Genomic DNA, 25,166 nt, shown 5'->3' on the forward strand with positions numbered 1-25,166 from the left:
ATGATTCTTTTAAAAAATCCAGGGTTAAAAGCTATTACTAAATCTCCAATGGTAGATCGGATAAACGATATTGCTTGGCAAGCTCACCAAGGAAGCGTTGCGGCGATTATTCAACTATTAAACGACAAGCTCACCAAATCTGGTGTGAGAATTAGGGCTGTTTTTGCTGATGGTGTCCTGCAACTATTGTGCGAGGCGGCCAAGGTAGAACAACTTGAGCAATCTAGCCTGGTAGAGCAAATTCAGCACATTCTGGAATCAATTGCACCGCGCCATATTCGCCGTATTAAGATTAACAGTCGGATTGTCCGGGAACAACAACTGCTATGGTTGACAGAAATTGACCGCGATCGCGATAATCAATTACTCTGGTCACAAGAAATCACCCTTGCTCAACCCAATGTCCTCAAGCAACTAATCAGTGATTTCCAAGAAGCCCAAGCCGAACAAGGACAGGTAAATTTACGCGATCTCTCGCCACTGCATAAAAAAGGGAAACAAAAAAAAGTCTCCAAAGTTAAGTTGCGGTCAGCATTTGCTTTGTGCTTGTTGCTATCGGTTGGGTGGATTTTTTATAGTCAGTTTGGTGAACAACTCCAAAATTCAGCGCAGCTAGACAATCACAATTCTTTAGCTACAGCCAACACTAACGGGAAAAAATCAGCAGTACTGAACAAGGCTTTTAATAGTGACACTACTAACGAATCTGAAGACTCCTTTGTTTCGGCTGTACGCCTTGCTAATCAAGCCTCAGCATCTGGTAAAACAGCCACTAGTGCGACTCAATGGTTGGAGTTAGCAGCTATATGGCAACGAGCATCTGATTTAATGAGTGCAGTACCAGCCAATCACAGCCGTTACCAGGAAGCAAAGATACGTACTCAGCTATATAAGAAATATAGTGAGGCTGCACAAAAAGAGGCTGATAAATCTCCATGATGACTAAGCAATTCAAAAGTGTATGAACTGTGTCACGCAGAGAGAATTTTTAGATTTGAGGATTGAGAAAACAGAGATGATATGGAAAATGGGGAAACGTGATTTCCCCATTTAATTTGTAAAAAATATAAGAATTAATTGACTAATTACTCATCTCTAACATCCGTTGCATTGGTCGCAAAGCCGCGATGCGGATATCTTCTGACATGGTGATTTCCGGAGTCCGGTTTTTCATTGCCCAGTAGAGTTTTTCTAGGGTGTTTAATCGCATGAATGGACATTCATTACAAGCACAATTATTGATGGGTGGCGCAGGAATAAAATGCTTGTGAGGTGCTAGTTTCTGCATTTGGTGGATAATTCCTGGCTCAGTCGCCACGATAAATTCCTGGCTGGGGCTGGTTTGACAGTATTGGAGTAAGGCTGCTGTAGAGCCGATAAAACTAGCGTGACGCAAGACACTACTTTCACATTCTGGGTGAGCGATCGCCTCTGCTTGGGGATGAGCAACTTTTAATTGTACAATCTTCTTCTCAGAGAAGGTTTCATGCACCAAACAGCTACCCTGCCACAGTACCAAATCCCGTCCCGTCTGTTCCATCACATAACGCCCCAAATTTCTGTCAGGAGCAAAAATAATCGGCTGTTCTTTAGGGATTTGCTGCACAATTTTCACGGCGTTGGAACTCGTGCAGATAATATCGCTCATAGCCTTAATTTCAGCAGAGCAGTTAATATAGGAAACTACTAAATGATCGGGATGTGCTGCTTTAAAAGCGGCAAATTCTTGTGGTGGACAACTATCTGCTAAAGAACAACCCGCATTTAAATCTGGTAACAGTACCAATTTATCAGGATTGAGAATCTTGGCTGTTTCTGCCATAAAATGAACCCCAGCAAAGACAATCACATCTGCATTGGTCTGAGATGCGGCTCTAGCTAGTTGTAATGAATCGCCTATAAAGTCTGCAATATCTTGAATATCCGGCTCTTGATAATAATGCGCCAAAATAACAGCATTGAGTTCTTTTTTTAGGTTCTCAATAGCCGCAAATAAATCTAGTGGTAGTCCACCTGGTTGAGTCTGTTCCCGTTGGGCAAAGGCAGTGGTAAACACAGTTAGGGTTACTTTTTATTACAAATTTTGTCTGGTTATTTAATTATAGTAGTTTTTACCAAAAATAGATGGCGGGTTAATACCCCGAAATAGTGTCCAAATCCGGCTGAGTTTCCTATGCTGGAAATATACGGCAAGGAAAGTGGCATGACCAGTCAAAAATATCAATCCAAAACTCTGAAAATTGCTGTAATTGGAGATATCCATGATCAGTGGGAAGTAGAAGATGGCATGGCACTCAAGCATTTGGGTGTGGATTTGGTGCTATTTGTGGGGGATTTTGGTAATGAGTCGGTGGAAGTGGTAAGAGCGATCGCTTCCTTGAATATTCCCAAAGCGGCAGTTATGGGTAACCATGATGCGTGGTACACTGCCACAGAATGGGGACGAAAGAAATGTCCTTATGATCGCACCAAGGAAGACTGGGTACAGGAACAATTAGATTTACTTGGTTCAGCCCATGTGGGTTACGGTAAACTGGATTTCCCCGAATGGAATTTAACCGTGGTGGGTGGTCGTCCTTTTAGTTGGGGTGGTCATGAATGGAGATTTGCTGACATCTGTAAAGAGCGTTATGGTGTGACCACCCTGGAAGAATCGGCACAGAGAATATTTGCATCGGTAAAAAGTGCAGCCTGTGAGACAATTATCTTTCTTGGTCATAACGGGCCGAGTGGATTAGGCGATCGGCCAGAAGACCCATGTGGTAAAGATTGGCATCCCATAGGCGGCGACTTTGGCGACCCAGATTTAGCCGAAGCGATTTCTCTGACGATGACTGCTGGTAAACAGATTGCCTTGGTAACTTTTGGTCATATGCACCACACGTTACGACACACCAAAAAAGAACTACGCAAACCCATCTTTAAAAGCCCAGAGGGCATAGTTTACCTGAACGCCGCCAGTGTGCCAAGGATCGTAGAAAGTGAAAGCGGCAAATTGCGGAATTTTTCCCTGGTTTCCTTAGAGGCGGGTGAGGTAATACAAGCGTCCTTAATTTGGGTGGGCGAAGATTTTCAGGTGGCGAAAGAGGAAATTTTTTATGAGCGATCGACTTCAGTAGTACCATCTGTGTAGATGATAAGATATAGTATTATCTGTCAGCTTTATTGCTCACCCACAAAATACGGGTAGCAGTAGCTCGACAGTTTATTTGGAGAGGTGGCAGAGTGGTCGATTGCGTCCGACTTGAAATCGGATGAGGCTAAAACCTCCGGGAGTTCGAATCTCCCCCTCTCCGTTGATTATGTTGAAGCCAACGCTCCATTTTTTCAGCTTGTTTCAATGAGGGATTTAGTTTGTGTACGTAGGACAGAAGTATACAAGCAAGCAAGAAGTTCAGTAAAGCACCAACATCAAGATTTATCCATTGGTCTGGATAGGATTGTATATGTAGGCGATCGTTTTAAGCAATTACCTCAAGAGGTTGCTTTTGCAGAATATTCCTAAAACCATACCAATAAATTCTGACCGTCTACTTTCCTATACAAAATCTACTAAAAATCCTATCAAGCACTGATTCTGTGACTTCTTCCCCTGTGATTTCTCCTAGTGCTTGAATTGCACCGCGTAAATCAATTGTCCAAAAATCTAGGGGTAGCTGCTGGGTAATTGTGGCTTGCACTTGTTCTAGAGAAATTTTCGCTTGGGTGAGGGCTGCGGCTTGTCTTTGATTAATGGCTAAATCCATATCAGCCGCTTTGACTTTTCCGGTTTGAACTATCTCTAATATTGCTGTTTCTAGACTATCAATTCCTTGTTTTTGGGCTGCGGCTGTGTGAACAATTTGAGTAATATTTTCGGGATATTCTAAGGATGTAATTAATTGTTTGTCTACTAAATCAATTTTATTCATCACGAGAATTAACGGACGGTGTTTTACTTGTTCATAAATTTCTTGGTCGCCAGTTGTCCAACCTGTGGCTGCATCGATGGTGAACAAGACTAAATCGGCGGTGTTAGCGGCTTGGCGCGATCGCTCTACCCCAATCTTTTCTACTTGGTCGCTCGTCTCCCGAATGCCTGCTGTATCTAGCACCTGTACCGGAATACCGCCTACAACTAACTGTGATTCCACAACGTCGCGGGTTGTGCCTGGTAAGTCGGTGACAATGGCGCGATCGCTCTGGCTCCAAGCATTCAATAAGCTGGATTTACCCACATTCGGACGACCGACGATCGCCACTTTTAAGCCTGTCCGCAACAGTTCACCTTTGTCTTTAGTTGCCAGCAGTTGCGATATTTCTGCGGCAATGTTTTCAATATCTGATATTATGGCTTTATCATCCAACGGGGGTAAATCTTCCTCAAAATCAATCCGGGCTTCAATTTCTGCCAAAATATCCAAACAGTTGGCGCGTAACTGGCGGATGGGATGAGCTAATTTGCCTTGTAAACCAGCTAAAGCCGTTTGGGCAGCTTGGGGCGATCGCGCACCGACTAAATCAGCAATGCTCTCGGCTTGGGTTAAATCTAGTCTGCCATTCAAAAAGGCTCTGAGGGTAAATTCACCCGGTTGAGCGAGTCTAGCACCGCTTTCCAGACACAATTGTAACACCTGCTGGACTGCAATAATTCCGCCGTGGCAATGGAACTCTACTACATCTTCGCGGGTGTAAGAACGAGGGGCTTTCATGAGCAGTAACAGGGCTTCATCGACAATTTGTCGGGTCTGGGGATGGCGGATGTAACCGTAAAGAATCCGGTGACTTTCCCAAACTTGTTTACCCGGTGCATAAAACAGAGTTTGGGCGATCGCTATTGCCTCGGAACCAGACACCCGCACGATACCGACGCTACCTTGTTGAGGGACAATAGCAGTAGCGATCGCCGCAATAGTTCCAGTAATAGCCAAAAGTTGAGTCATTTGTCAGTTGTCAGTTGTCAGTTGTCAGAGACGCGATTAATCGCGTCTGTACAGTCATATCCCCCAATCCCCAGTACCCAGCCCTTTTTTTAAAATGGTAGATATTTAGACTAATTTGATTTTAACTACCAAGGTAAAATTTACCTGGAGGGCAGAAAAAGACCCTGAGTTAGAGAGGAATGGACTGTGGAGCAGAAAATTAACTGCGCTCAAGCTTGCGTCAACGGTTGTGTTTTAGGGGATAAATGTCCGAACATTGAGTTTCGAGAGGCTACTTCTCAATTCATTGCCGAGACTTCTTTAGACCAAATGCTGCAAATGGCGGAAGAGCGTCTGCGGAAAAAAAGGATGGAACCACCTAAATGGGTTCTTCCTGAAGATTCATAGGTAATGGGTAATGGGTAAAAATCTCTTTTCAATTACCAATTAACAATTACCAACTACAGAGACTATATCTAGATAACTAGCAATTTGGCTTAAATAGTATCTGGATCTATGTTTAATTCTCGCAGCTTCGCTCTTAAGCGATCGCTGCGTTCTTTTTCTTTATCAGCGCGTTGTTTTTCCTGTTGTGCAGTTTCTTCCGGTGTGGGAACTAGTTCTCCTTCCGCAGTATAAAAGCGTAAATTTTGCTGATTCACGCCTAAATATAATTCTAGTTGCTGACTCCATAGCCAACCTTGGGGATTTGCTTCGATTGGCTGATATTTACCAGCCATCAACACAAAGCCGGCAAACTCCACAGTATCAGGATCAAACCAGAAGTACTCAGGAGTGCGGAACGTATCTTGGTAGATTTGCTTTTTTAAACCTCTGTCTGTAGCGGCGGTAGAATCTGATAGTATTTCCACAATCACGTTAGGATATCTACCTTCTTCTTGCCAGACAACCCAACTTTTGCGGGGACGGCGTTCTGTTCCCAGTACCACAAAAAAGTCTGGGCCTCGAAAATATTCTGACTTACGCTGAGTGGGACTGTAATAAATAGTCAGGTTCCCGGCGGCAAAAAAGTCATTGCGGTCTTGCCACCACCATTCTAAACACTTTAATAACAGTATTAATTGTTGTAAATGTAAATAACTTTCCAAAGGTGGTTCGTCACTATATAAATCCCCTGGAGGAAAGATAACATCTTCTGGGGTAACAAATTCTTCGGTGACAGACATAGTAACAAGTGTCTCAGTCTTATAAGTTTAGCCTAACAATAAATGCAGATTGCTGTTATAACTATTCAGAATTCATGACTATAGAAAGAGCAATTTGATAGACTTGGCGACGGTTGAGGGAAGTATATTTAGTTAGTTGACGACTAGCTTGCGATCGCGATATTCCTTGCATCATTAATTGTTGCAGTTCAGCTTTGAGTTGCTCCTCTGTCAGTAGGGTTTCGCTGGGTGGGTTTCCTGCTACCAAAAGCGTATATTCACCTTGGGGTTCCTTTTGTTGGTAATGGGCGATCGCTTCCCCAATGCTCCCCCGCCAAAATTCCTCATATAATTTAGTTAACTCCCTTGCCAGGACAATTTGGCGATCGCTTCCCCAAACTTCTGCTAAATCTTGTAAAGTTTCCCGCAAGCGGTGGGGCGATTCGTAGAAAATTAGAGTGCGGGATTCTGTTTGTAAAGCCTCTAAATGTTCTCGTCTTTGTTGACTTTTCGCAGGTAAAAAACCTTCAAATACAAACTTATCCGTTGGTAGTCCCGCCGCACTCAAGGCTGTAATTGCCGCACTCGCACCAGGAATGGGAACTACGGGAATGGCTACCTCAACACAAGCTTTCACCAGTTCATAACCAGGATCAGAAATTCCCGGCATACCTGCATCACTGACTAGAGCGATCGCTTTACCACCATGCAAATGTTCTAATAATTCTGGGATGCGACTGGTACGATTATGTTCATGGTAACTAATTTGGGGTGTTTTCACCTGGAAATACTGGAGCAACTTACCCGTGTGACGCGTATCTTCCGCCGCAATCAAATCTACATTTTGCAAGATCCGCACCGCCCGAAAAGTGATATCCTCCAAGTTACCAATCGGTGTACCAACTATATATAGTGTTCCTGGTTTGGGATCAGTCTGCATTTAATCAATTCAAAATTCAAAAAATATTAGTACAGAAGCGATTAATCGCATCTTGGAAAATTGTACAGACGCGATTAATCGCGTCTCTAACAAATGACAAATCACGCTTTATTTGTAGGTTTGGTCACATTAGATTTAATTTATTTGGCTGAATCTGCTCCTGAAAATAATCAGAAACTAGTAGCAACTGATTACACTGTAGCAGCAGGTGGGCCTGCGACTAATGCGGCTGTGACTTTTAGTTATCTGGGTAATCAAGCTACTGTTTTGGGTGTGGTTGGTTCCCACCCGATGACGCAACTAATTCGTAGTGATTTGACTAAATATCAAGTAGCGATCGCTGACCTTGATCCTACTATTAATACACCACCGCCTGTATCTTCCATTATTGTCACCCAAGCCACGGGGGAACGGGCTGTCATTTCTATCAATGCTGTCAAAACCCAAGTCAGTAGCGACTCTATCCCACCAGATATTTTACATAATATTGATATCGTGCTGATTGATGGGCATCAGATGAATGTGGGGTATGTCATCGCACAAATGGCTAAAGCCGATCATATCCCTGTGGTCATCGATGGCGGTAGTTGGAAACCAGGATTTGAGCAAATCCTACCATTAGTTGATTACGTCATTTGTTCCGCTAACTTTTATCCCCCTAACTGTAGTTCTGGCGAAGAAGTTTTCGCTTATCTCCAAAATTTAGGCATTCCCCACATCGCCATTACCCACGGCGAACAGCCGATTGAATATCTAAATTGTGGCGAACGTGGTACTGTGATTGTACCTAAGATTACAGCAGTTGATACCCTGGGGGCTGGCGATATTTTTCATGGTGCTTTTTGCCACTACATATTACAAGCAAGTTTTACCAAAGCACTAGAAGAAGCAGCCAAAATTGCATCTGATGCTTGTAAACTCTTTGGTACGCGCCGTTGGATGGATGTGAAATGAAAGACTTACAAGAGATATTAGCGATCGCTCGTGCTGTGGGTTGGGGTGCAGCCGAAATATTACAATCTTATTATCACGGCACAGCCAAAGACTCAAATCTCAACGTGCAGTATAAGCAGAATGAGCCTGTCACCGTTGCCGATATCACCGTCAGTCAATATATTTTACAAAATCTACAAGCTGCTTTAGGACAAGAAGATTTTGCCTACATCAGTGAAGAAACCTATAAATCAGAATTATCTGAAGAGACAAAAACTAAAACTGATTGGGTATGGATTATTGACCCCTTAGATGGAACCCGTGGTTTTATTGAAAAAACTGGCGATTTTGCAGTCCACATTGCTTTAGTCAAAGAACATCGACCAGTTTTGGCAGTGGTAGCAATACCAGAAGCAGATAAATTATATTTCGCTATCAAAGATAGTGGTACATTTGTAGAGACACGCAATAATTCCAACATTTCACAACTATCACTCAACAACACAACTAAGTCCTTAGAGGATCTGACGATAGTTGTGAGTCGTTCTCACCGTAATCAAAAATTAGACTACCTACTAGAAAGATTGCCTTGTCAGCAGCAAAAATCCGTGGGTAGCGTAGGTTGCAAGATAGCTACAATTCTAGAACAGCAAGCAGACTTTTACATTTCCCTGTCTGGCAAATCTGCACCCAAAGACTGGGATATAGCCGCACCAGAATTAATTTTGACAGAAGCTGGGGGCAAGTTTACTCATTTTGACGGCTCGCCCTTACAATACAATACCGGAGATATCAATCAGTGGGGTGGCTTACTGGCTAGTAACGGCCAGTACCATACAGAACTCTGCCAGAAAACAGAAAAAATATTGGTGCAGTTTGACAAGTTGTAAAAAAATTTGTCCCCAAACCTACATGAAATCGATAAGTCTTAACCACAAATTACCGACAATAAATCGCTAATTTCTGATGCTGTGTCAAGTTCTCCCAACATTTAAGAGCTGTGCTATAGTTGAGTCTATAAGAATTATTTTCGGTTGAGTGACTCATTTTGATTTATAAAAAGTATCTCTCCGAATTTAACTCTCTACATTTCCTGAATTCGGAGACATTGTATGTCAATTTACATCGGTAACTTATCCTACCAAGTTACAGAGGAAGACCTGAAGCTGGCCTTCGCAGAGTACGGAAAAGTTAGCCGCGTTCAATTACCAACCGACCGTGAAACTGGCCGTCCTCGTGGTTTTGCTTTTGTAGAAATGGAAACAGAAGCTCAAGAAACCGCAGCCATTGAAGCACTGGATGGTGCTGAATGGATGGGACGCGATTTAAAAGTCAACAAAGCTAAACCCCGTGAAGAAAGAAGTTCTCCTCGTGGTGGCGGCGGTGGTTGGGGTAATAATAACCGTGGTGGCGGTGGTGGTAATCGCCGCAGTTACTAAATCCTATTGCTGAAACGCAAGCTTGAAATAATAGAATCTCCAGCAGATTAAATCTGCTGGAGTATTTTTTTGGACATTTATCCGTAAGAGAATTCATCGCCTTTCACAACGAAAAGTTTGTTGGCGTAGGTCTTGTATTCATCCACCCAAACCAGCGCAAGGGTTTTCCCGCCAGTATCATCTCCCAGCGATCGCCCTCCATCCTCAAGCCAGACTTTATCTGATTGTGGTAAACCCAACACACATCACATAGATTGCTGTACACTCACAAAGTATTGTCGATACAATTAATCTGCAATCTTTGCCTTGGGACAATCAGGAAAATGTTACGTGTTTATCATCTTATAATTGCTACTATTTTACTCATTCTGGTACCAGTGGGAGCAAGATTTGCCTTCCCGAACCTTTTTACAAATAAAAATACACAACCTAACACTGAAGCTACAACAACCAGAACTGCTACCCCATCAAAACAAATCAATATTCAAAAAGGAAATACTTGGCAAAGATTGTTACGTAGCACCTCTGCACCCAACAATTGGCAAGTTTTACCTTGTCAGGGAGAAGCCGCTTTACTATGCGTTTCTTCTCAAGGTAAAACATTGGGTACAGTTGAGATTGAGATTTACCCAGTAAAAGATAATCCCGACTTTCAAAAGCACCTAACAGAAGTTGGTATCCCTCAAGGTTCTCAAATCAACTTACAAAATCCCCAGTCCCAAAACCAACTTGTCAAAGCACTCCAAGCTTGGGTGGCGGACTCATATAACACCTTTGCCAAAGACCACCAAGCTAAATACGCAGACAAAATTGTTTTCTCCACCTATCCACCACAACAGGTAACGGTTGGTCAACAGCCTGGGATGCGTTATGGTTTTGTCAGACTCAAGCCAGAAGGCGGTGTGCAAGAGCAACATATTGGTTATGTTACCTCAGATGGCACACAACTCTACGTAATTAACACATCCTTTAACCCAAGTTCATCAAAAGCTAAATTTGACAGCCTGGAAAACTTGGCAATTTTTCAACCATACTTGTCGGCGATCGCCGAAAATTTGAATTTGTCTAGCAATCCAAAATCAGCACAACCTTAGTAATTACATAATTTCTTTAAATAAACATAAAGAATGCTAAATTACCAAAATTTTTTAGATAGGATACCTAACAGATCAGTTAGTACAAATACAATACAAGTTTCATATTTGTCATCACCATTATGGATGATAGATATTAAGCTTAACGACACGTTCGCAGTGGTGTATCATTTGTAACGCATGGGATTTTACTCGCATACATCTATCAGTCGATAGAAAATATTGTAAATACTGGATCGTATCAACATCATATTTAGTTTGTTGAGCAAAAATTAGTTCTTCATCATCCCTCAATGTGATGATATCATCACATTTACTTGTATATGCTGAAAGCTTAAGTGATGAAAATAACTAATTGTCGTATGTAAATATGCGGTTAACACACAGATCGTTTCACGAAAATTTCAATAACCGCATAGTTATAGAACTCTTTTGTGATGCTTAGATAAAAACTATTGGTGAAAATACATCACATACTTAATTTTGTGATTTAAACTAAGTATAATTCTTAGCAATGTATCAATAAGATTTAAGATTTCTTAGTAATTACATAAAAATACAGTTCTTTTTCTAATGAAAATATAAAAGAATACTTAAGTAGTTACCAAAAAGTACACATAACTGAAACTTAGTCAAAGGCAGGTTCACACTTGGTTATATGGTTGATGTGATAACTGGTGATTTTTACACCGTTTGGTAGCGGTGTAAGTGTGGATTTATAAAGTGCTGTTCATCAAAGTTTCAGTGATACGAAAGAATAAGCTTTAGTAAAAGATGAGCTTTCAATCTCTGAACTAAGGGTCTGTCAAAATTTTATTCCATATCTTCTGCTGACGATTACGAGTTGGGGAAACTTCGCAATCTAGTAGCTTCGCTATAAGAGTCTTCGCCTGGGCGCTTCCTTTAAGTAGCTAGTCTATTAAGCTTAGGCTGAACTCCGTGTGGCACATAGACTCTAAAACAGAAGTTTTATGTTAGTCAGTCAAAGTTCAATAGCAAGACTGTGCTGCGGAGAGATTTGCCAATTCCTTGGGATTGGTAAATCCTTCCGTAAGCTGCACGCTGCACATCTGTGTGGTTCAACCAAAAGAGCTTAGTTTTGATTGGCAAAGCTTCTAGTTATTAAGTTATACCAATTTGAAAAAATAATGCGACAAATAAACCATCTGTAGAGACGCGATGAATCGCATCTTTACCCAAGAATGTGTTGCAATCATTAATTGAATTGGTATTAGTTAAATTGGCATTTCTTGGAAACACAAAGGATTTATGGAAAAATTTACTTTCCCAAATTTATACTGCCCATTTCCAGAAAAGAAAAATCAGCATTTTGAATTTCTAGAAGAGTATGCACTTCAATGGGTACTTCGCTTTAAGCTAATTGATAGTGAATCTCTATATCAACGGTTCTCGAAAGCAAAATTTTATTTACTCACAGCAGGCGCTTATCCTCATTGTCAACTGGAAGAATTAAAAATTGCTAATGATGTAATTAGCTGGTTATTTATCTGGGATGATCAATGTGATATTTCTGATTTAGGGAAAAAGCCTGAGTTACTGAAAATTTGGTGTAACAGATTCCTAGAAATATTAAATGGTGCAGAACTTACTCCCGACGATCTGCCCCTCGGATTTGCATTGAGAGATATTAGAAATCGCATAATTAATAGGGGAAGCATAACATTTTTCCATCATTTTGTGCGGAACTTCGAGGATTATTTTCACGGATGTATTGAAGAAGCTCATAACCGCGTCAATGTATCAGTTCCTGATGTTGAATCTTATATCAAAATCCGTAGCGCAAACGCCGCAGCAGCTTTGTGTCTCAATTTAATCGAATTCTGTGACAGAGTAATGATTCCTTATTCTTTAAGAAATCATGAGACTCTCAACAAACTAACTCAAATGACGATTAATATTCTTGCCTGGTCTAATGATATTTTCTCCGCTCCTAGAGAAATAGCTAATGGTGAGGTGCATAATTTAGTTTTTGTCATACATCATCATCAAAAAATCTCTCTAGAAAAAGCCATGTTAGCGGCTGCTGCAATGCACAATCACGAAGTTCAGAAACTTGTAAATTTAGAATCAAAAATTGCATCTTTTAGTGCAGAAACCGATGCAGAGATTACAAGGTATATATCTGGATTACACACATGGATACGTGGAAATCTAGATTGGTACGCTCATTCAGGGCGCTATCAAATAACAGAGAAATTAGAATTACTTGCTTCTTAAGAAAGTCATCAATATTTTATTATGAAGTATCAGATAAAGAGACCTAATCCGCTAAAAACTCACCCTTTTCTACAAAAACTACAATGGGTTGCTGATCCTGTAGAATACATGGAAAAAGCATCTCTGCAACATCCTGATATGTTTACAGCAGAGGTAGTTGGCTTCGGCGACACGGTAGTATTTGTTAGTCACCCTCAGGGAATCCAGACAATTTTTACCAATGATAGAAAAAAGTTAGTAGCTGTTGGTGAAGCAAACAGAATTTTGTATCCTTTAGTGGGTAACAATTCTATGTTTCTACTAGAAGGAGTAAAGCACAAGCAGCGACGACAACTCCTTATGCCCTCCTTTCATGGAGAAAGAATGCGCGAGTATGGCCACTTAATCAGAAATATTACTGAAAACCTTTTTAGTCAGCTACAACAGGATGTTACTTTTTCCGCTCTCACAGCAATGCGGGAAATCTCGATGCAGGTTATTTTACAAGCTGTGTTTGGTTTTTATGATGGAGAACGTTGTCAACAATTCAAACATTTATTACCAGTTTTTCTCTCAGAGTTATTCCAGTCCCCATTGGCTTCTAGTATCCTCTTTTTCCCTTCCCTCCAAAAAGATTTAGGTAATTTGACTCCCTGGGGAAGATTTGTCCGCCAAAGAGAGAAAATTGATAAATTGCTTTATGAAGAAATTGCTGAACGCAGACAGGAAATAAATTCTGATCGTGTTGATATTCTTTCCTTACTCATATCAGCTAGAGATGAGACAGGTAATCCCATGTCCGATAAAGAATTGCGAGATGAATTAATTACCTTAATGATTTCTGGACATGAAACTACAGGGACAGCTATGGCATGGTCTCTATATTGGATTCTGCAAACGCCAGAAGTATTTCAACGGCTGATCCAAGAGTTAGATAGCCTCGGCGATTCTCCTGATCCTATGAGTATTTTTCGATTGCCATATCTTACAGCTGTCTGTAACGAGACTTTGCGAATTAATCCTGTCGCTATGTTAACACTACCTAGAGTAGTAAAAGAACCAATTGAGCTATTGGGGAATAAACTAGAGACTGGTACAACAGTAGTTGGTTGCATTTATCTGACTCATCATAGAGAAGATTTATATCCCGAATCAAAGCTATTTAAACCAGAGCGGTTTCTCAATCGTGAATTTTCCCAGTATGAATTTATGCCATTTGGTGGTGGTGTACGTGGTTGTATTGGTCAGGCTCTGGCTATGTTTGAAATGAAGATAGTATTAGCAACAGTCTTATCACGTTATCAACTTGTACTGGCAAATAAAAAACCGGAACGTCCTCAACGTCAAGGTTTTACTCTTACACCTAACAACGGAGTAAAGATGCTAATTACAGGACAACATAAGCGTCAAAACTACTCAATGGCTGCCTCAAAAACCTTAAAATCATAGTATGGTTATTTTACTATTACACAGGAATCTCAATTACAAATTCAGTTCCTTGTCCTAAGGCTGAATTACAAGTTAACTGACCCTTGTGTTTTTCCACAACTACTTGATAACTAATAGATAATCCTAACCCCGTACCACTGCCTACTGGCTTAGTGGTGTAAAAGGGGTCAAAGATTTTCTGCTGTACTGCTTCAGTCATCCCAAGAGCATTATCAGCAATGCGAATTCGTAGGGTGGTTGAGCTTAGTAGTTCCGTGCAAATGCGAATAGTCGGATGATCAGTTGTCATGTTTTTCATGTCATTTGTTTTATCAACTGACAACTGACCATTGACCACTGATTCCTCTAAAGCATCGATCGCATTACTGATAATATTCATAAATACTTGGTTGAGTTGACCAGCGTAACAATTCACAAGCGGTAATTGTGCATATTCTTTGATAAGAGTAATTGCTGGGCGATCGCTATTCTCTTTAAGTCTATGATGCAAAATCATCAAGGTGTTATCAATACCTTCGTGAACATCTACAGGCTTCATGTCTGATTCATCTAACCGAGAGAAATTACGTAAACTCAGAACGATGTTGCGAATTCGTGAACTGCCAACTCTCATAGAGTTAAGAATTTTTGGCAAATCTTCTGCTAAGAAATCTAGATCAATTTGTGCAGATTCCTCTGCGAGGATATCAGAATAATTAGGGCATTCTCTCTGATAGATAGCAACTAAATTGAGCAAATCTTGTACATATTCACTAGCATGGGCAATATTTCCATGAATAAAATTAATGGGGTTATTAATTTCATGGGCGATGCCTGCTATCATTTGTCCCAAGGATGACATTTTCTCGCTTTGAATTAACTGGGTCTGTGTGCGTTGCAATTCTTGGAGAGTTTGTTGTAAGCGGTGATTTTTGTCATTGAGTTCTTGCGTTCTGGCTTCTACTTTTTCTTCTAATCGATGGTTGTAATCTTCTAGATTTTGATTAGCCTGTGCTAGATTTTTGTAAAGCATAGCATTCTCTATGGAGATTGCTGCTTGGGTCGTGAGGAGTTTCAGAACCTCTACGCGATCGCGCGTGAATGCTCCTGTTGTCAGATTATTCTCTAGATAAAGAATGCCTAAGAATTTGCCCTGATTGATAATAGGTATGCACAATAAACTCTTGGGTTGCTGACCAATAATGTAGCGATCGCTAGCTAAAAAATCAACAGTCTTGGCATTATCGATAACGAAGATTTCTTCATTGCGTTTGACATATTTAATCAAGCTCACAGGAAGCTCGACACTAGAATCTAAACTGTTTGAAGGAAAAGATGTCGAAACAGAAGCAGAATTTGTACTGTGACTCACTGTAGTGACTACTAATTCTGAAGTATCCGATGCAGTTAAAATCAATGCTGATTTAGAAGCACCTGCATTCTCCATGACAACCTGCATCAAGGTAGAAAGTAATTGTTCCAAATCAATTTCCCCGGAGAGCGCTTGAGAAGCTTTGATAACAGATGCTAAATCTAAAGAGTCAGAAATACTGGTTTTAGAACCAATTACTGTCTGCTGGATACTCCTATCTTGTATAGATTGATAAGTAGCAGACGTAATTTTATCGCTTGTTTGCAAGGTCAATTTTTCTTGTTGGAGTATGGGCGCAAGTAGTTGGGGATAATGTTTTGCTAGATCATCAACTTTTGCTTTTGCTCCCCAACGACTGTAACCATAGTAAGCATCAGTGAGATAAGTTTGGGCTATTTTTTCCTTGCCCCATTGAAGATAGAATCTGGCAGCAAGTTCATTAGCTAGAGCCTCTTCATTGGTATATCCATTTTTTTGAGCAAGGGATATAGAGCGCTCATAATAATCTATTGCTTCAAGATATCGTTCTTTTACACGACATTGTTCAGCCTCTACTAAATAAAATTTATGTAAATAATTCATAGGAGCATAATTTGCCCAATATTTCATTTTCTGCTGGTTAACTTCTATTGTCTTTAAAATATGCTTTTGTTCTGCTAATGTCGCTTCATGATAGACTGCTAAATTTGCTAGTGAATCGTACATATAGAAAAGAGGAATAACTAAATTTCCTACTCCATTATCTAAATACTTAAGTGCTAGAGACGAATTCTCAATAGCTTGGGTAAATTCTCGGAACAAGTAACAAAGATATAACTTATTGAAATATAGATATATCAAACCTATACCATCTTTGGCATTCTCTTGAATTGGCAGCATATTTTTCTCGTTATATGCTTCACCAATTAAATCACAAGGATTTTCATTGGCTTGTATTAAGTTCAAAACTGTTTGCCTATAAATAGCGTGCCAATTAAATACCCGCTCTTGCTTAATTTGTGATATTGCATGACTATAACTTGCCATTTCAGATGCTAATCCTGTTAGTTCTGTTCCTATAAAATAGCAAGTATAAGAATGAGTATATAGACAATAGCTGGCAAATTCCAAATCTCCCGTTTGTAATGCAGCAGAGTAACCTTCTAATAAAGGAGATAGTACTTCTTTGCTATGCTCTTTCCAATGGCTGATAGTCGCGTAGAAAATTTCTGTTATTTTAGCTTTCAATTCTTCAGCATTAAACTTATCTGTTAGTTTTAATGCCAGTTTGCCGAATTTATAACCAGATTCTATATCCCCTATGATGCCACAAAGCATTAATCCATAAAGAACATAAGCATAAGCCGATAAAGGAGCATTTCCATCTTGAAGAGATAGTTCAACTTGTTTTAAAACAATCAGTGGAAAGAGTTGAGGAACAGCTTGATATACCAAACCAGATGCACTAGATAATATTTGGATTGCGGCTAGTGATTTTTTATCTCTCATTTCTGGGAGATTAATTAAATTTTCAATTAGCTTTCCATTGAGATTTGTTGTAATTCCTACCATTGCTAATTGAAAATCTGACTGACTGGGATTTTCAGGAAACTCTACTCCCAATAATTTTAAAAATGTTAATGCTGTATTAACTGCTTCAACTGCTTGATTCTGCGCTCCGTAGGCTTGAATTTTTATTTCATAAATTTTTACTTGTTCAAGCAGTGTTTTAGCTTTCACTAACACTACTTGAATGAAGGATTCCATCTCCTCAAAATTGCCAGCTAGGTAGGCTGCTTCTGCTGCTGTTTCATACAAAGCTAAAGTGAGTTGATATTGATTCTCCCAGCTATCGCCAGCCAGTAGTTCAATTCCCGTCGTTAAATATTTCATTGCTGCTGTATAAGCTGTTGATGCTAAAGCTTTACGTCCAGCAATTAAATTCATCTGGGCTAATTCGTCACGCTTGCTTTGATGCGTGATTAACTCCACTGCCACATTTAACTGATTTACCAGTTGAAAAACTTTGTCTTCTCTTTCAGCGACGGGGATTTTATCTAAAAGCAATAGTCCAATTTTTAAGTGGATTTGCTTTCTGATTTTTTCCGGAATTAAAGAATAAGCAGCTTGTTGTACCCTGTCATGAATGAACTTGTACGTGGGAATTTGGAAATGATTGAATTGTGATTTTTGAGGTTTTCTACTCCCCAAAATTTCTACTGAGTGATTATTTTCCTGGAAGAATTTATAAAGCTCTGTCTGAGGTAAAATTATTCCCTCATGTAATGCTGCCCATAAGTCAGATGCTGTATCGATCACAGATTTCTCGTAAGCGATCGCCAGAGTTTTCAAGTCAAATTCATTGCCAATACAAGCGGCTAGTTTTAATATGTTTTGCGTCATCTTGGGCAACTTTTCGATCTGCTGTCCCATGAATTCTACAACATCGTCTGTCAGGGATAATGCCTGGATTTTAGCAATATCATATTGCCAATATGCAACATCAAAATTAAATTTAATTATCCCATCTTGATGTAAAGATTTAAGGAATTGAGTGGCAAAAAAGGGATTACCTTTTGTTTTTACAAACACCATTTGGCTGAGAGGAATAGTGATTGCCTCTTGACAACGTAGCGTATCAGAAATTAAAGCATTTAAATTAGTTTGGTTTAAAGGTGACAAGGAAATACGTGTAATCTTACCCCGTGCTTTTTCAATATCTTTGATTGTTAAAGATAGTGGATGTGCTTGAGAGACTTCATTATCACGGTATGCGCCAATGAGAAATAAGCTATCCTCTTCTTCATTATTCCTTTGTAACTCAGCACCCGTCCAAGGTTCCCCTTCAAAAATAGGAATCCACAGATTTTCTTTGGTTTCCGCAGGAGACGCGGCAGGATTTTTATGCAATAAATTTGTTTGATTCATCAATAACTGGATGAATTTTAAAGAAGCCGTATCTGCCCATTGCAAATCATCCAGAAAAATTACCAAAGGATGGTGTTTACTACTAAATACCTGGATAAATCGTTGAAATAATAAGTTAAATCGATTTTGAGCAGCACTACCAGAAAGTTCACTGACCTCTGACTGCTGACCGATAATTTCTACAAGTTCAGGAATGACATCAATAATTACTTGAGCTTGTTCACCTAAAGCTGATAGAATTCTGCTTCGCCAATGTTGAATTTGAGCGTCTGTTTCTAAAAGGATTTGCCCAATTAAATCTCTAAAGGCTTGCACCAATCCTGACAAAGGAATATCTCGTTGAAACTGATCGAATTTTCCTTTAATAAAGTAACTTTTTTGTCGAACAATAGGCTTATGGACTTCGTTAACTACGGCAGTTTTACCAATGCCAGAGAATCCAGTAACTAAGATCATTTCTGTCGTTCCTTTTGTTACCCGCTCAAAGGCAGCAAGTAAAGTTTCCACTTCACGTTGACGACCATAAAGCTTTTCGGGGATGAGAAAACGATCTGAGACATCCTTAGTCGCTAATTCAAAGGATGTTATTTTACCTGTTTCTTGCCAGTGTTTATGGCAAATTTCCAAGTCGTATGCAAGTCCATAAGCACTCTGATAGCGGTCTTCGGCATTTTTGGCCATCAGCTTGCTGACAATATCAGACAAAATGCTGGGAATCTTAGGGTTGATGTCGCTTGCTTTTGGTGGTTGCTTGGCAATGTGACAGTAGACTAACTCCATCGGATCAATAGTCACAAAAGGTAACTGTCCGGTTAGGAGTTCAAAAAAAGTGACACCTAAAGAATAGAAATCACTGCGGTAATCGATTCCCCTGTTCATCCTACCTGTTTGTTCAGGAGATAAATAAGCTAACGTTCCTTCTAAAACATTGTGATTTGTGAGAACTTGGACTTCTCTTGGTAGGAGAGTAGCGATACTAAAGTCAGTAACTCTGATTTCTAGTGTGGTGGGGTTAATCAGGATGTTGGCAGGTTTGATATCTTTATGAATAATGCGACTACGATGTAAACTTTCTAAAGTAGATGCGATCGCTATAGCAATGTGAAAAAATCTTTTGAGAACCGTGCCATATTCATGGCTATCTTGGCTAATTTGTCCCCAGTCCTTCAGCGATAGGCCGCCAAAGTCCTCCATCACTAAAGCATAGCTGTTACGATAATTCTCTAAGCTCAGGGGTTTCACAATCCCTGGAATATCCAAATTTTTGGTGATGGTGTACTGATTCCGAAACTGAGCAATTTCCTGGAAAGTTGGGTACTCACTCCGCATCAATTTGATAACTACAGGTTTTTGGTCTTGTTTTCTCAAACCTCTATAAACTATGGTTTTGCTACCAAAATAGAGTTGTTCCGTAATGCGATATCCAGAAAGGGGAAATATTGGATCAGACAATACTATCATTGCAGCGCTCTTGAAATCTTCATGACTCTGCTTTATTATTCCCCGTTATGCTGTTAGTATCTCAATACTAATTCATCCAATTTTAATATTTTTGAAAATAAATTAAATTTTGAATACTTGAGAGTTTTTACTTACGTAAATTCAATTATTTATGGATATTATTCATTAATAGTTAATGAGTCTGCTACTAATAAAATCTGTCAATTGTCGAGATATTCAGTAAGTTCTTCAAGAGGTAAGCTAATGCGCGTCCAAATTGCATAACTACTAATAAGGGCTGTTAACTGTTAACTGTTAACGGTCAACAGCCCTCACGATGGATTATGCAACTTAAAAGCAGAATAGCTTAATAGCAAAGCTAGAATTTTGCTATTACCTTGTAGCTTAAATCTCCGCTACAGCTCGCTCAATCAAGCGTCTTGCTAAGGTTTGTGTTCCTGTATGTTCGTAATAATTCGTGGCTACATCTAAGAAAGCAGCCAAATAGTCTAGCTTGTCATCAGCAATTTCCACAAAATTACTCAGATTGTGAACTACTTTTTGTGGACTTAAATTTTGACTACTAACTAGACCGTTCATCCAACCTTTGACTGAATCAAAACTTTGTCCAATAAAGTTGAGTTTACTGCCAGCATTTCCACCAGGAATCACATCCTTAATACCTTGGAAAGTGGAATTCTTCTCTAATTCTTGAGGATTAGTTTGACTTAAAGCAGATATAGCCTTGTTAATAAAATCTGGGCCTAAAGGTATTAACCCATCAACACAAACTAAAGCTACCATGCGAATCAGCGACTCACCACTATACTCACCAAGTGAGCTAACGAAATCGCCGATACTATCCCCAGGAATACCGTTAATTTGGCAAAAAGCAACTAGTTCAGCCACTAATTTTAGGCATAAATCTATAGTTTGAGCTTTGTCAGGTTTGGGTGTAACTGAGTTGAGAAAACCTAACAAAGGTAATTTTTCACCGACTTTGTTAGCTAAAGCAGCCGCGCCCAAGGCTTTATCTGTATTATCAACAGTTTGATAGAGCCACAATGCTGTCTGATACCCTTGGGAGCGATCGTTAAAGAGATAAATTGCTCGTTCACCAATTTGCTGAATTAAACTTTCGTCAGTTTCACCAGTAACAGTCTTAATGGTGTTAACAAAGCCCACAGTATTTTGCCACTCACCAGGAGCAACAAAATCTAAAGCGTTAAGCATAGATACAGTTAAACCACTAGTTGGTAGTTGATCAACCAACTCAAAAATGGGTTTGCTCACAACAATCTCCTAATTATTAGGTTTTATTATCTGTTTTGGGTCAAATGGTAGCGAATTCAGGGTTGAGTTTTAAACGCAGAGGTACGAAACAGTACTTATTTGAGTTTAGCCAAGCCATCGAGATTAAATTTTTCTATCCAGTCGGCGCGATCGCTTGCAGAAAATGACGGAGAACGTGAGAGGACTTTTACCTGGTATTTACCGACTAAAACTGCTGTTTGCGTATTACCTACTTCCACCGCCTGATATCCACCAATGTTCTTGGTACTGTTAGAGAATTTCGCGGCGGCTCCAGGTGTACTGGTAGTATCGGAAATAGATAACATTGCTAAATCTTTGCCATCTTTTTTCAACTTGGCTTCAGCAAAGCCCTTTTTCTCTTGGGTATAAACTCGTTGATACCCGGCTTCTTCTTTTGGGAAAAATTTGTTAAATTTCTCACCCTGAGTTGCAGTTTTAGCTACCGCTTGTCCAGTTTTTTGGCGGCTACTTTCCTGCTGTGCTTGGTCAAATCGCCCTGGTGCTTGAGGGGTACAGGCGGTAGTCAGTAACAAAACAGACAGCAATACAGCCGCGAAAATTCTACGGAAACGAGGAAAGTTCATCTCTACTCCTGATGCTTGAGGTTTGAGGCAATTATCTGCGCTGCTGTCAATTCATACCCAAAAATTTATCTTTTGATCCAATTCGGGGATGAGTGATCTAGGACTTATACACACAGGTTGTCTGTTGAGACCGGGTGTAAGGGTGTAAGGGTTTCAAACATTTATACACGCCAGTTTGTACCCTGCGGGTTCCGCTTTAGCGGTACAAGTCGGGAAACCAGCCCACGCAACTGGCTCCCCTACACCCCTATACCCTTCTTCAAACCCTTGATCTTTCGTTTTCATGCGTAAGTCCTATGATCAATGTTGACTCTACTTTCGATGAGCGTAGGCGAAGCCTTCTCGATGAGAGATCGCCGCATAAAAGGGATCTCCCCCTGGCGCACCTAACCACTGCAAGAAATTGGGTGCTGTTGACTTACGAGCAATAATTTCTGGAGTGCTAAATCCAGGTACTGAGGCAAAGTAGCGTTTCACCAATTCTAAACGCCCAAGCTCGGAAGCATCACGCCAAGCCTGAATGGCTTTTTGATAGAACATTCTGTTAGAAAAGCTGATAATTGCTACGCCACCAGGTTTGAGGATGCGGTGAATTTCGGAAAATACCGCTTCTGGATATTGTAGGTACTGTACGGAAACACAATTGAGAACTGCATCGAATTCTTGATCTGGTAGGGGTAAACCCGGATTTTCATTGAGGTTCTGCACAAAGTAATGATTAAGTCGGGGATTGCGTCCTAGTTCCTCAGCGTTGAGTCCATGTCCCTCCACATGGGCAAATTTTGTCTCTTCTGGTAGATGTGACACCCAGCTACTCATCATGTCTAATATGCGTGTGTTGGGCTGTAATTGCTCTCTATATAAATCAGTCAACTGTTGAATAAAACCTTCATCAACATGAGTGACAAAACGGGGATAGGCATAAAATAAGTTGTCGTCTGTATCGTCTAATTTCAAGCGTTGATCTGGTTTTAGCAACATAAATAAATGCCTGTATGGAAAACTCTTGGTTTTTCTGGGAAAGAAATGCTCTTTAACATATTTTAATAAAGTTAAGGTACATCAACCCATTTACTTAGTGCTTTAATGTCGTATAAATCACAGCCATTGCCAGCTATTTGGCGACGAGTTAGTTTATCAGCCGCCTTTCCTTACATTAGTTTGCTGATTTGGACAGTTCCCTTATTACTTTTTAATTCCGGGGAAAATAGTTTAATCGCTCATGATGAAGGGCTTTATGCTTGGCGATCGCGCCAAATATTGGATTCTGCTAATTGGGTATCTGGTTGGGGTTCTATGCACCATAAGACACCAGGGCCTTATTGGTTAATTGCTAGTTTCTACAAGCTATTTGGAGTCAATGAATTTAGTGTCAGACTGCCTAGCATGATTTTTGGTACTCTGTGCTTATTACTTGTCTATGAAATTGGCAAGATTATCCTTGGTAAAAGCTTAGCCTGGCTAAGTGCAGCAATTTTGAGTGTAGAATTTCTCTGGCTGCAATATAGCCGTTTAGGCAATCCTGATCTGCCAATGATTTTCTTGGTACTTTTAGCTATTTACTTACTCATTCAAGCAGAATTACATCCTCAATATAGAAATTATTTTAGTTTTATTGTTGGGTTCAGCTTGGGTTTAGGTTTCTTGATGAGAAGCTTCGTAATTTTTCTCCCGACTGTAGCTTTATTACCTTATTTAATAGCAGAACATCGTCGTCATCGTCATTTGACTAACCCTTGGCTATATTTAGGTGTAGTTCTCGGTTTTATTCCCATATTGCTTTGGTCATGGTTCAATTGGCAACGGGACGGTAATAATACTTTTACTCCTCTGCTCAACTTTGTATTTCTTCTTGGCTCGGAAGAGCGTGATGGTAATGGGATATTATTTTATTTCTGGAATACCCCTTTAAAAGCTTTCCCCTGGCCATGTTTTAGTCTTTTAGGATTACTATTAATTATTCGTCGCCCTTGGCATCGTTATAATTGGATTCTGATTGGGTTTCCTATTGTATTATTTGCAGAACTCACCATTTTCTCTACTCGTTTATCTCACTACGCTCTGAGTCTTTATCCTTTCATCGCTTTGTTAGCGGCTGTTGGTCTAGACTGGTTGGGTAAAGTTTACGAGATGGAATATATAAAAAGAAAATCCCTGTGGCACAAGGGTAATATTCTTCAGATTCTCAGTTATACTTCCGGCGCATTAGGCATTTTATTTTTGTTAGCCGCTACAGCTACATTGATCTGGGGTTTTGTTGATCGCAAGTATGCCGTGATTGCTTTAGTCGTCGGTTTAAGTTGGTTTATTGTGCCAGTAGTCTGGATTAGCCGCCATAAACTTGGCTTGAAGTTTCTTTCGGCCGGTTATTGGATTGCAGGTTGGCTAATTCCTTGCTGGTTAGCTTTGGCTTTTGCTGGTGGCTTTGGTTTACTAGGTGACTATAACCCAACTTTTCGCATTTTTTTCCAACAACCAGCGATCGCCCCTATCTTACAAAACAACCCCATCAACTTTGTACAGGTAAACGATAAGAACTCTGTTTTGCTGAATTTTTACACCCCTATTCACGGTCAAAAACTAGACGCAATCGCCCAACTACCACCCTCTAGCTATGCTTGGATAGATAAAAATCACTCACCTCAAATATCCAGACCACACCGCGTCATCGGTGAAGTACGCAACTATCAGTTAATTCAAGTGGTTCCGTAGGGGTGTAGGGGTGTGGGAAGAGAATCACTATTGAGTAATGACAACTGACAACTGTACAGATGCGATTAACCGCGTCTCTGACCATTGACTATTAACCCTTCACCCCCCTATAATAATTATTACGTGCGCTAAGTAATTATCTCATGATTGCCCAACCAGATCATTCACCAGCTTTAGATTCGTGGCAGCAAAATCTGGCTCCCTACAATGTGGGCTACAGAATTAAATTACTTTCACAACTACTTACCCGCAGGTTTACTGAAATACTAGAACCCTTTGGACTGACTCCATTTCATTGGCTGGTTTTATGCTGTCTGTGGCAAGAAGATGGTTTACCTACTTCCAGTATTGGGGATAAACTCAAGCAAGTTGGAGGTACGCTCACAGGTGTACTAGACCGTATGGAAGAACGGGGCTTGGTGCGTCGAGAAAGGGATCTACACGATCGCCGAATTTGGCGCATTTGGTTGACACACGCAGGTAAGGACTTAGAAGCTGTTTTACCGCCACTGTCTGCCAAAATACGGGACGAAGCAATGCAAGGTATTTCTGATGCTGACCGTGAACTATTTTCTCAGCTTTTAAATCAAGCGATCGCTAACCTCTCTCATCCGTGAGAGGTTAAAGTAATTGCACATTTGTCAAGAGGGTGCAGGAAAAGGGGATAGATCCAGCTTGAAGACTGGTTTTCGTAGGGCTTTGACTACGCCTAAATCTTG

The 25,166-nt window shown here is 40.2% G+C and carries 20 protein-coding genes and 1 tRNA gene; 12 read left to right on the forward strand and 9 right to left on the reverse strand.

Features of this window, described 5'->3' with window-relative positions:
- The gene (locus H6G14_RS06120) at window positions 1–939 is read left to right on the forward strand and encodes a hypothetical protein (protein ID WP_190566218.1); all 939 of its coding nucleotides are present in this window, start codon (window positions 1–3) and stop codon (window positions 937–939) included.
- 142 nt (window positions 940–1,081) lie between these two features.
- On the opposite strand, the gene nadA is transcribed toward H6G14_RS06120, so the two are convergent.
- On the reverse strand, window positions 1,082–2,056 hold the full coding sequence (gene nadA, locus H6G14_RS06125; protein WP_190566219.1) for a quinolinate synthase NadA: 975 nt from the start codon (window positions 2,054–2,056) through the stop codon (window positions 1,082–1,084).
- Window positions 2,057–2,173: 117 nt separating this feature from the next.
- On the opposite strand from nadA, the gene H6G14_RS06130 reads away from it, so the two are divergent.
- Together H6G14_RS06130 and H6G14_RS06135 are read left to right on the forward strand one after the other, a co-directional pair.
- A complete protein-coding gene (locus H6G14_RS06130) occupies window positions 2,174–3,133 on the forward strand; it encodes a TIGR04168 family protein (protein ID WP_190566220.1) in 960 nt (319 codons plus the stop codon).
- A gap of 78 nt (window positions 3,134–3,211) precedes the next feature.
- Window positions 3,212–3,296 (forward strand) — tRNA-Ser (locus H6G14_RS06135).
- Between the two features lie 234 nt (window positions 3,297–3,530).
- On the opposite strand, the gene mnmE is transcribed toward H6G14_RS06135, so the two are convergent.
- Window positions 3,531–4,922: a tRNA uridine-5-carboxymethylaminomethyl(34) synthesis GTPase MnmE gene (mnmE, locus tag H6G14_RS06145; RefSeq protein ID WP_190566222.1), complete on the reverse strand. Its 1,392-nt coding sequence runs from the start codon at window positions 4,920–4,922 to the stop codon at window positions 3,531–3,533.
- Between the two features lie 186 nt (window positions 4,923–5,108).
- Here mnmE and H6G14_RS06150 point away from each other — a divergent pair, with 186 nt between their 5' ends.
- The gene (locus H6G14_RS06150; RefSeq protein WP_010998809.1) at window positions 5,109–5,309 is read left to right on the forward strand and encodes a hypothetical protein; all 201 of its coding nucleotides are present in this window, start codon (window positions 5,109–5,111) and stop codon (window positions 5,307–5,309) included.
- Between the two features lie 89 nt (window positions 5,310–5,398).
- Here the strand turns inward: H6G14_RS06150 and H6G14_RS06155 are convergent, their stop codons facing one another.
- Window positions 5,399–6,088, reverse strand: a complete 690-nt coding sequence (locus tag H6G14_RS06155; protein ID WP_190566223.1) for a Uma2 family endonuclease — start codon at window positions 6,086–6,088, stop codon at window positions 5,399–5,401.
- A gap of 61 nt (window positions 6,089–6,149) precedes the next feature.
- A complete protein-coding gene (gene rsmI, locus H6G14_RS06160; protein WP_190566224.1) occupies window positions 6,150–7,007 on the reverse strand; it encodes a 16S rRNA (cytidine(1402)-2'-O)-methyltransferase in 858 nt (285 codons plus the stop codon).
- A 93-nt stretch (window positions 7,008–7,100) separates the two neighbouring features.
- Here rsmI and H6G14_RS06165 point away from each other — a divergent pair, with 93 nt between their 5' ends.
- From H6G14_RS06165 to H6G14_RS06175, 3 genes are all read left to right on the forward strand, one after another.
- Complete coding sequence (locus H6G14_RS06165; RefSeq protein ID WP_190566225.1) at window positions 7,101–7,961, forward strand: sugar kinase; 861 nt, start codon at window positions 7,101–7,103, stop codon at window positions 7,959–7,961.
- Window positions 7,958–8,830 carry a 3'(2'),5'-bisphosphate nucleotidase CysQ family protein gene (locus tag H6G14_RS06170; RefSeq protein WP_190566226.1) on the forward strand — a complete coding sequence of 291 codons (873 nt, stop codon included), beginning with the start codon at window positions 7,958–7,960 and terminating at the stop codon, window positions 8,828–8,830. Before H6G14_RS06165 ends, H6G14_RS06170 begins: the two co-directional genes overlap by 4 nt.
- Before the next feature lie 222 nt (window positions 8,831–9,052).
- Window positions 9,053–9,379: an RNA recognition motif domain-containing protein gene (locus tag H6G14_RS06175; protein ID WP_190566227.1), complete on the forward strand. Its 327-nt coding sequence runs from the start codon at window positions 9,053–9,055 to the stop codon at window positions 9,377–9,379.
- A gap of 77 nt (window positions 9,380–9,456) precedes the next feature.
- Here the strand turns inward: H6G14_RS06175 and H6G14_RS06180 are convergent, their stop codons facing one another.
- Window positions 9,457–9,621, reverse strand: a complete 165-nt coding sequence (locus tag H6G14_RS06180) for a hypothetical protein (RefSeq protein WP_190566228.1) — start codon at window positions 9,619–9,621, stop codon at window positions 9,457–9,459.
- Window positions 9,622–9,702: 81 nt separating this feature from the next.
- Here H6G14_RS06180 and H6G14_RS06185 point away from each other — a divergent pair, with 81 nt between their 5' ends.
- From H6G14_RS06185 to H6G14_RS06195, 3 genes are all read left to right on the forward strand, one after another.
- A complete protein-coding gene (locus H6G14_RS06185; protein WP_190566229.1) occupies window positions 9,703–10,473 on the forward strand; it encodes a hypothetical protein in 771 nt (256 codons plus the stop codon).
- 1,269 nt (window positions 10,474–11,742) lie between these two features.
- The gene (locus tag H6G14_RS06190) at window positions 11,743–12,711 is read left to right on the forward strand and encodes a terpene synthase family protein (protein WP_190566230.1); all 969 of its coding nucleotides are present in this window, start codon (window positions 11,743–11,745) and stop codon (window positions 12,709–12,711) included.
- 21 nt (window positions 12,712–12,732) lie between these two features.
- Window positions 12,733–14,139, forward strand: a complete 1,407-nt coding sequence (locus H6G14_RS06195) for a cytochrome P450 (protein ID WP_190566231.1) — start codon at window positions 12,733–12,735, stop codon at window positions 14,137–14,139.
- 16 nt (window positions 14,140–14,155) lie between these two features.
- Here the strand turns inward: H6G14_RS06195 and H6G14_RS06200 are convergent, their stop codons facing one another.
- The 4 genes from H6G14_RS06200 to H6G14_RS06215 all read right to left on the reverse strand — a co-directional run bounded on the left by H6G14_RS06200 (window position 14,156) and on the right by H6G14_RS06215 (window position 22,716).
- Window positions 14,156–19,858 (reverse strand): trifunctional serine/threonine-protein kinase/ATP-binding protein/sensor histidine kinase, encoded by a 5,703-nt coding sequence (locus tag H6G14_RS06200; RefSeq protein ID WP_190566232.1) that lies wholly within the window; start codon window positions 19,856–19,858, stop codon window positions 14,156–14,158.
- Between the two features lie 384 nt (window positions 19,859–20,242).
- The gene (locus tag H6G14_RS06205; protein WP_190566233.1) at window positions 20,243–21,130 is read right to left on the reverse strand and encodes a hypothetical protein; all 888 of its coding nucleotides are present in this window, start codon (window positions 21,128–21,130) and stop codon (window positions 20,243–20,245) included.
- 95 nt (window positions 21,131–21,225) lie between these two features.
- A complete protein-coding gene (locus H6G14_RS06210; RefSeq protein ID WP_190566234.1) occupies window positions 21,226–21,735 on the reverse strand; it encodes a hypothetical protein in 510 nt (169 codons plus the stop codon).
- Between the two features lie 312 nt (window positions 21,736–22,047).
- The gene (locus H6G14_RS06215) at window positions 22,048–22,716 is read right to left on the reverse strand and encodes a class I SAM-dependent methyltransferase (protein WP_190566235.1); all 669 of its coding nucleotides are present in this window, start codon (window positions 22,714–22,716) and stop codon (window positions 22,048–22,050) included.
- 105 nt (window positions 22,717–22,821) lie between these two features.
- Between H6G14_RS06215 and H6G14_RS06220 the strand changes: the two genes are divergently transcribed.
- Together H6G14_RS06220 and H6G14_RS06225 are read left to right on the forward strand one after the other, a co-directional pair.
- The gene (locus H6G14_RS06220) at window positions 22,822–24,447 is read left to right on the forward strand and encodes an ArnT family glycosyltransferase (protein WP_190566236.1); all 1,626 of its coding nucleotides are present in this window, start codon (window positions 22,822–22,824) and stop codon (window positions 24,445–24,447) included.
- A gap of 143 nt (window positions 24,448–24,590) precedes the next feature.
- Complete coding sequence (locus H6G14_RS06225) at window positions 24,591–25,064, forward strand: MarR family winged helix-turn-helix transcriptional regulator (protein WP_190566237.1); 474 nt, start codon at window positions 24,591–24,593, stop codon at window positions 25,062–25,064.
- The last annotated feature ends 102 nt before the right edge of the window (window positions 25,065–25,166 follow it).

Origin of the sequence: Nostoc parmelioides FACHB-3921 (assembly GCF_014696625.1) — a bacterium.
Taxonomy (GTDB): Bacteria; Cyanobacteriota; Cyanobacteriia; order Cyanobacteriales; family Nostocaceae; genus Trichormus; species Trichormus parmelioides.

Bases quoted from the DNA above. Each gene is read 5' to 3' on its own strand.
- H6G14_RS06170 (WP_190566226.1), top strand. From the start codon at position 7,958: ATGAAAGACTTACAAGAGATATTAGCGATCGCTCGTGCTGTGGGTTGG.
- H6G14_RS06195 (WP_190566231.1), top strand. From the start codon at position 12,733: ATGAAGTATCAGATAAAGAGACCTAATCCGCTAAAAACTCACCCTTTT.
- H6G14_RS06215 (WP_190566235.1), bottom strand. From the start codon at position 22,716: ATGTTGCTAAAACCAGATCAACGCTTGAAATTAGACGATACAGACGAC.
- rsmI (WP_190566224.1), bottom strand. From the start codon at position 7,007: ATGCAGACTGATCCCAAACCAGGAACACTATATATAGTTGGTACACCG.
- H6G14_RS06220 (WP_190566236.1), top strand. From the start codon at position 22,822: ATGTCGTATAAATCACAGCCATTGCCAGCTATTTGGCGACGAGTTAGT.
- H6G14_RS06155 (WP_190566223.1), bottom strand. From the start codon at position 6,088: ATGTCTGTCACCGAAGAATTTGTTACCCCAGAAGATGTTATCTTTCCT.
- H6G14_RS06200 (WP_190566232.1), bottom strand. From the start codon at position 19,858: ATGATAGTATTGTCTGATCCAATATTTCCCCTTTCTGGATATCGCATT.
- H6G14_RS06190 (WP_190566230.1), top strand. From the start codon at position 11,743: ATGGAAAAATTTACTTTCCCAAATTTATACTGCCCATTTCCAGAAAAG.
- H6G14_RS06120 (WP_190566218.1), top strand. From the start codon at position 1: ATGATTCTTTTAAAAAATCCAGGGTTAAAAGCTATTACTAAATCTCCA.
- H6G14_RS06130 (WP_190566220.1), top strand. From the start codon at position 2,174: ATGCTGGAAATATACGGCAAGGAAAGTGGCATGACCAGTCAAAAATAT.
- H6G14_RS06210 (WP_190566234.1), bottom strand. From the start codon at position 21,735: ATGAACTTTCCTCGTTTCCGTAGAATTTTCGCGGCTGTATTGCTGTCT.
- H6G14_RS06165 (WP_190566225.1), top strand. From the start codon at position 7,101: ATGACAAATCACGCTTTATTTGTAGGTTTGGTCACATTAGATTTAATT.
- H6G14_RS06225 (WP_190566237.1), top strand. From the start codon at position 24,591: ATGATTGCCCAACCAGATCATTCACCAGCTTTAGATTCGTGGCAGCAA.
- mnmE (WP_190566222.1), bottom strand. From the start codon at position 4,922: ATGACTCAACTTTTGGCTATTACTGGAACTATTGCGGCGATCGCTACT.
- H6G14_RS06185 (WP_190566229.1), top strand. From the start codon at position 9,703: ATGTTACGTGTTTATCATCTTATAATTGCTACTATTTTACTCATTCTG.
- H6G14_RS06175 (WP_190566227.1), top strand. From the start codon at position 9,053: ATGTCAATTTACATCGGTAACTTATCCTACCAAGTTACAGAGGAAGAC.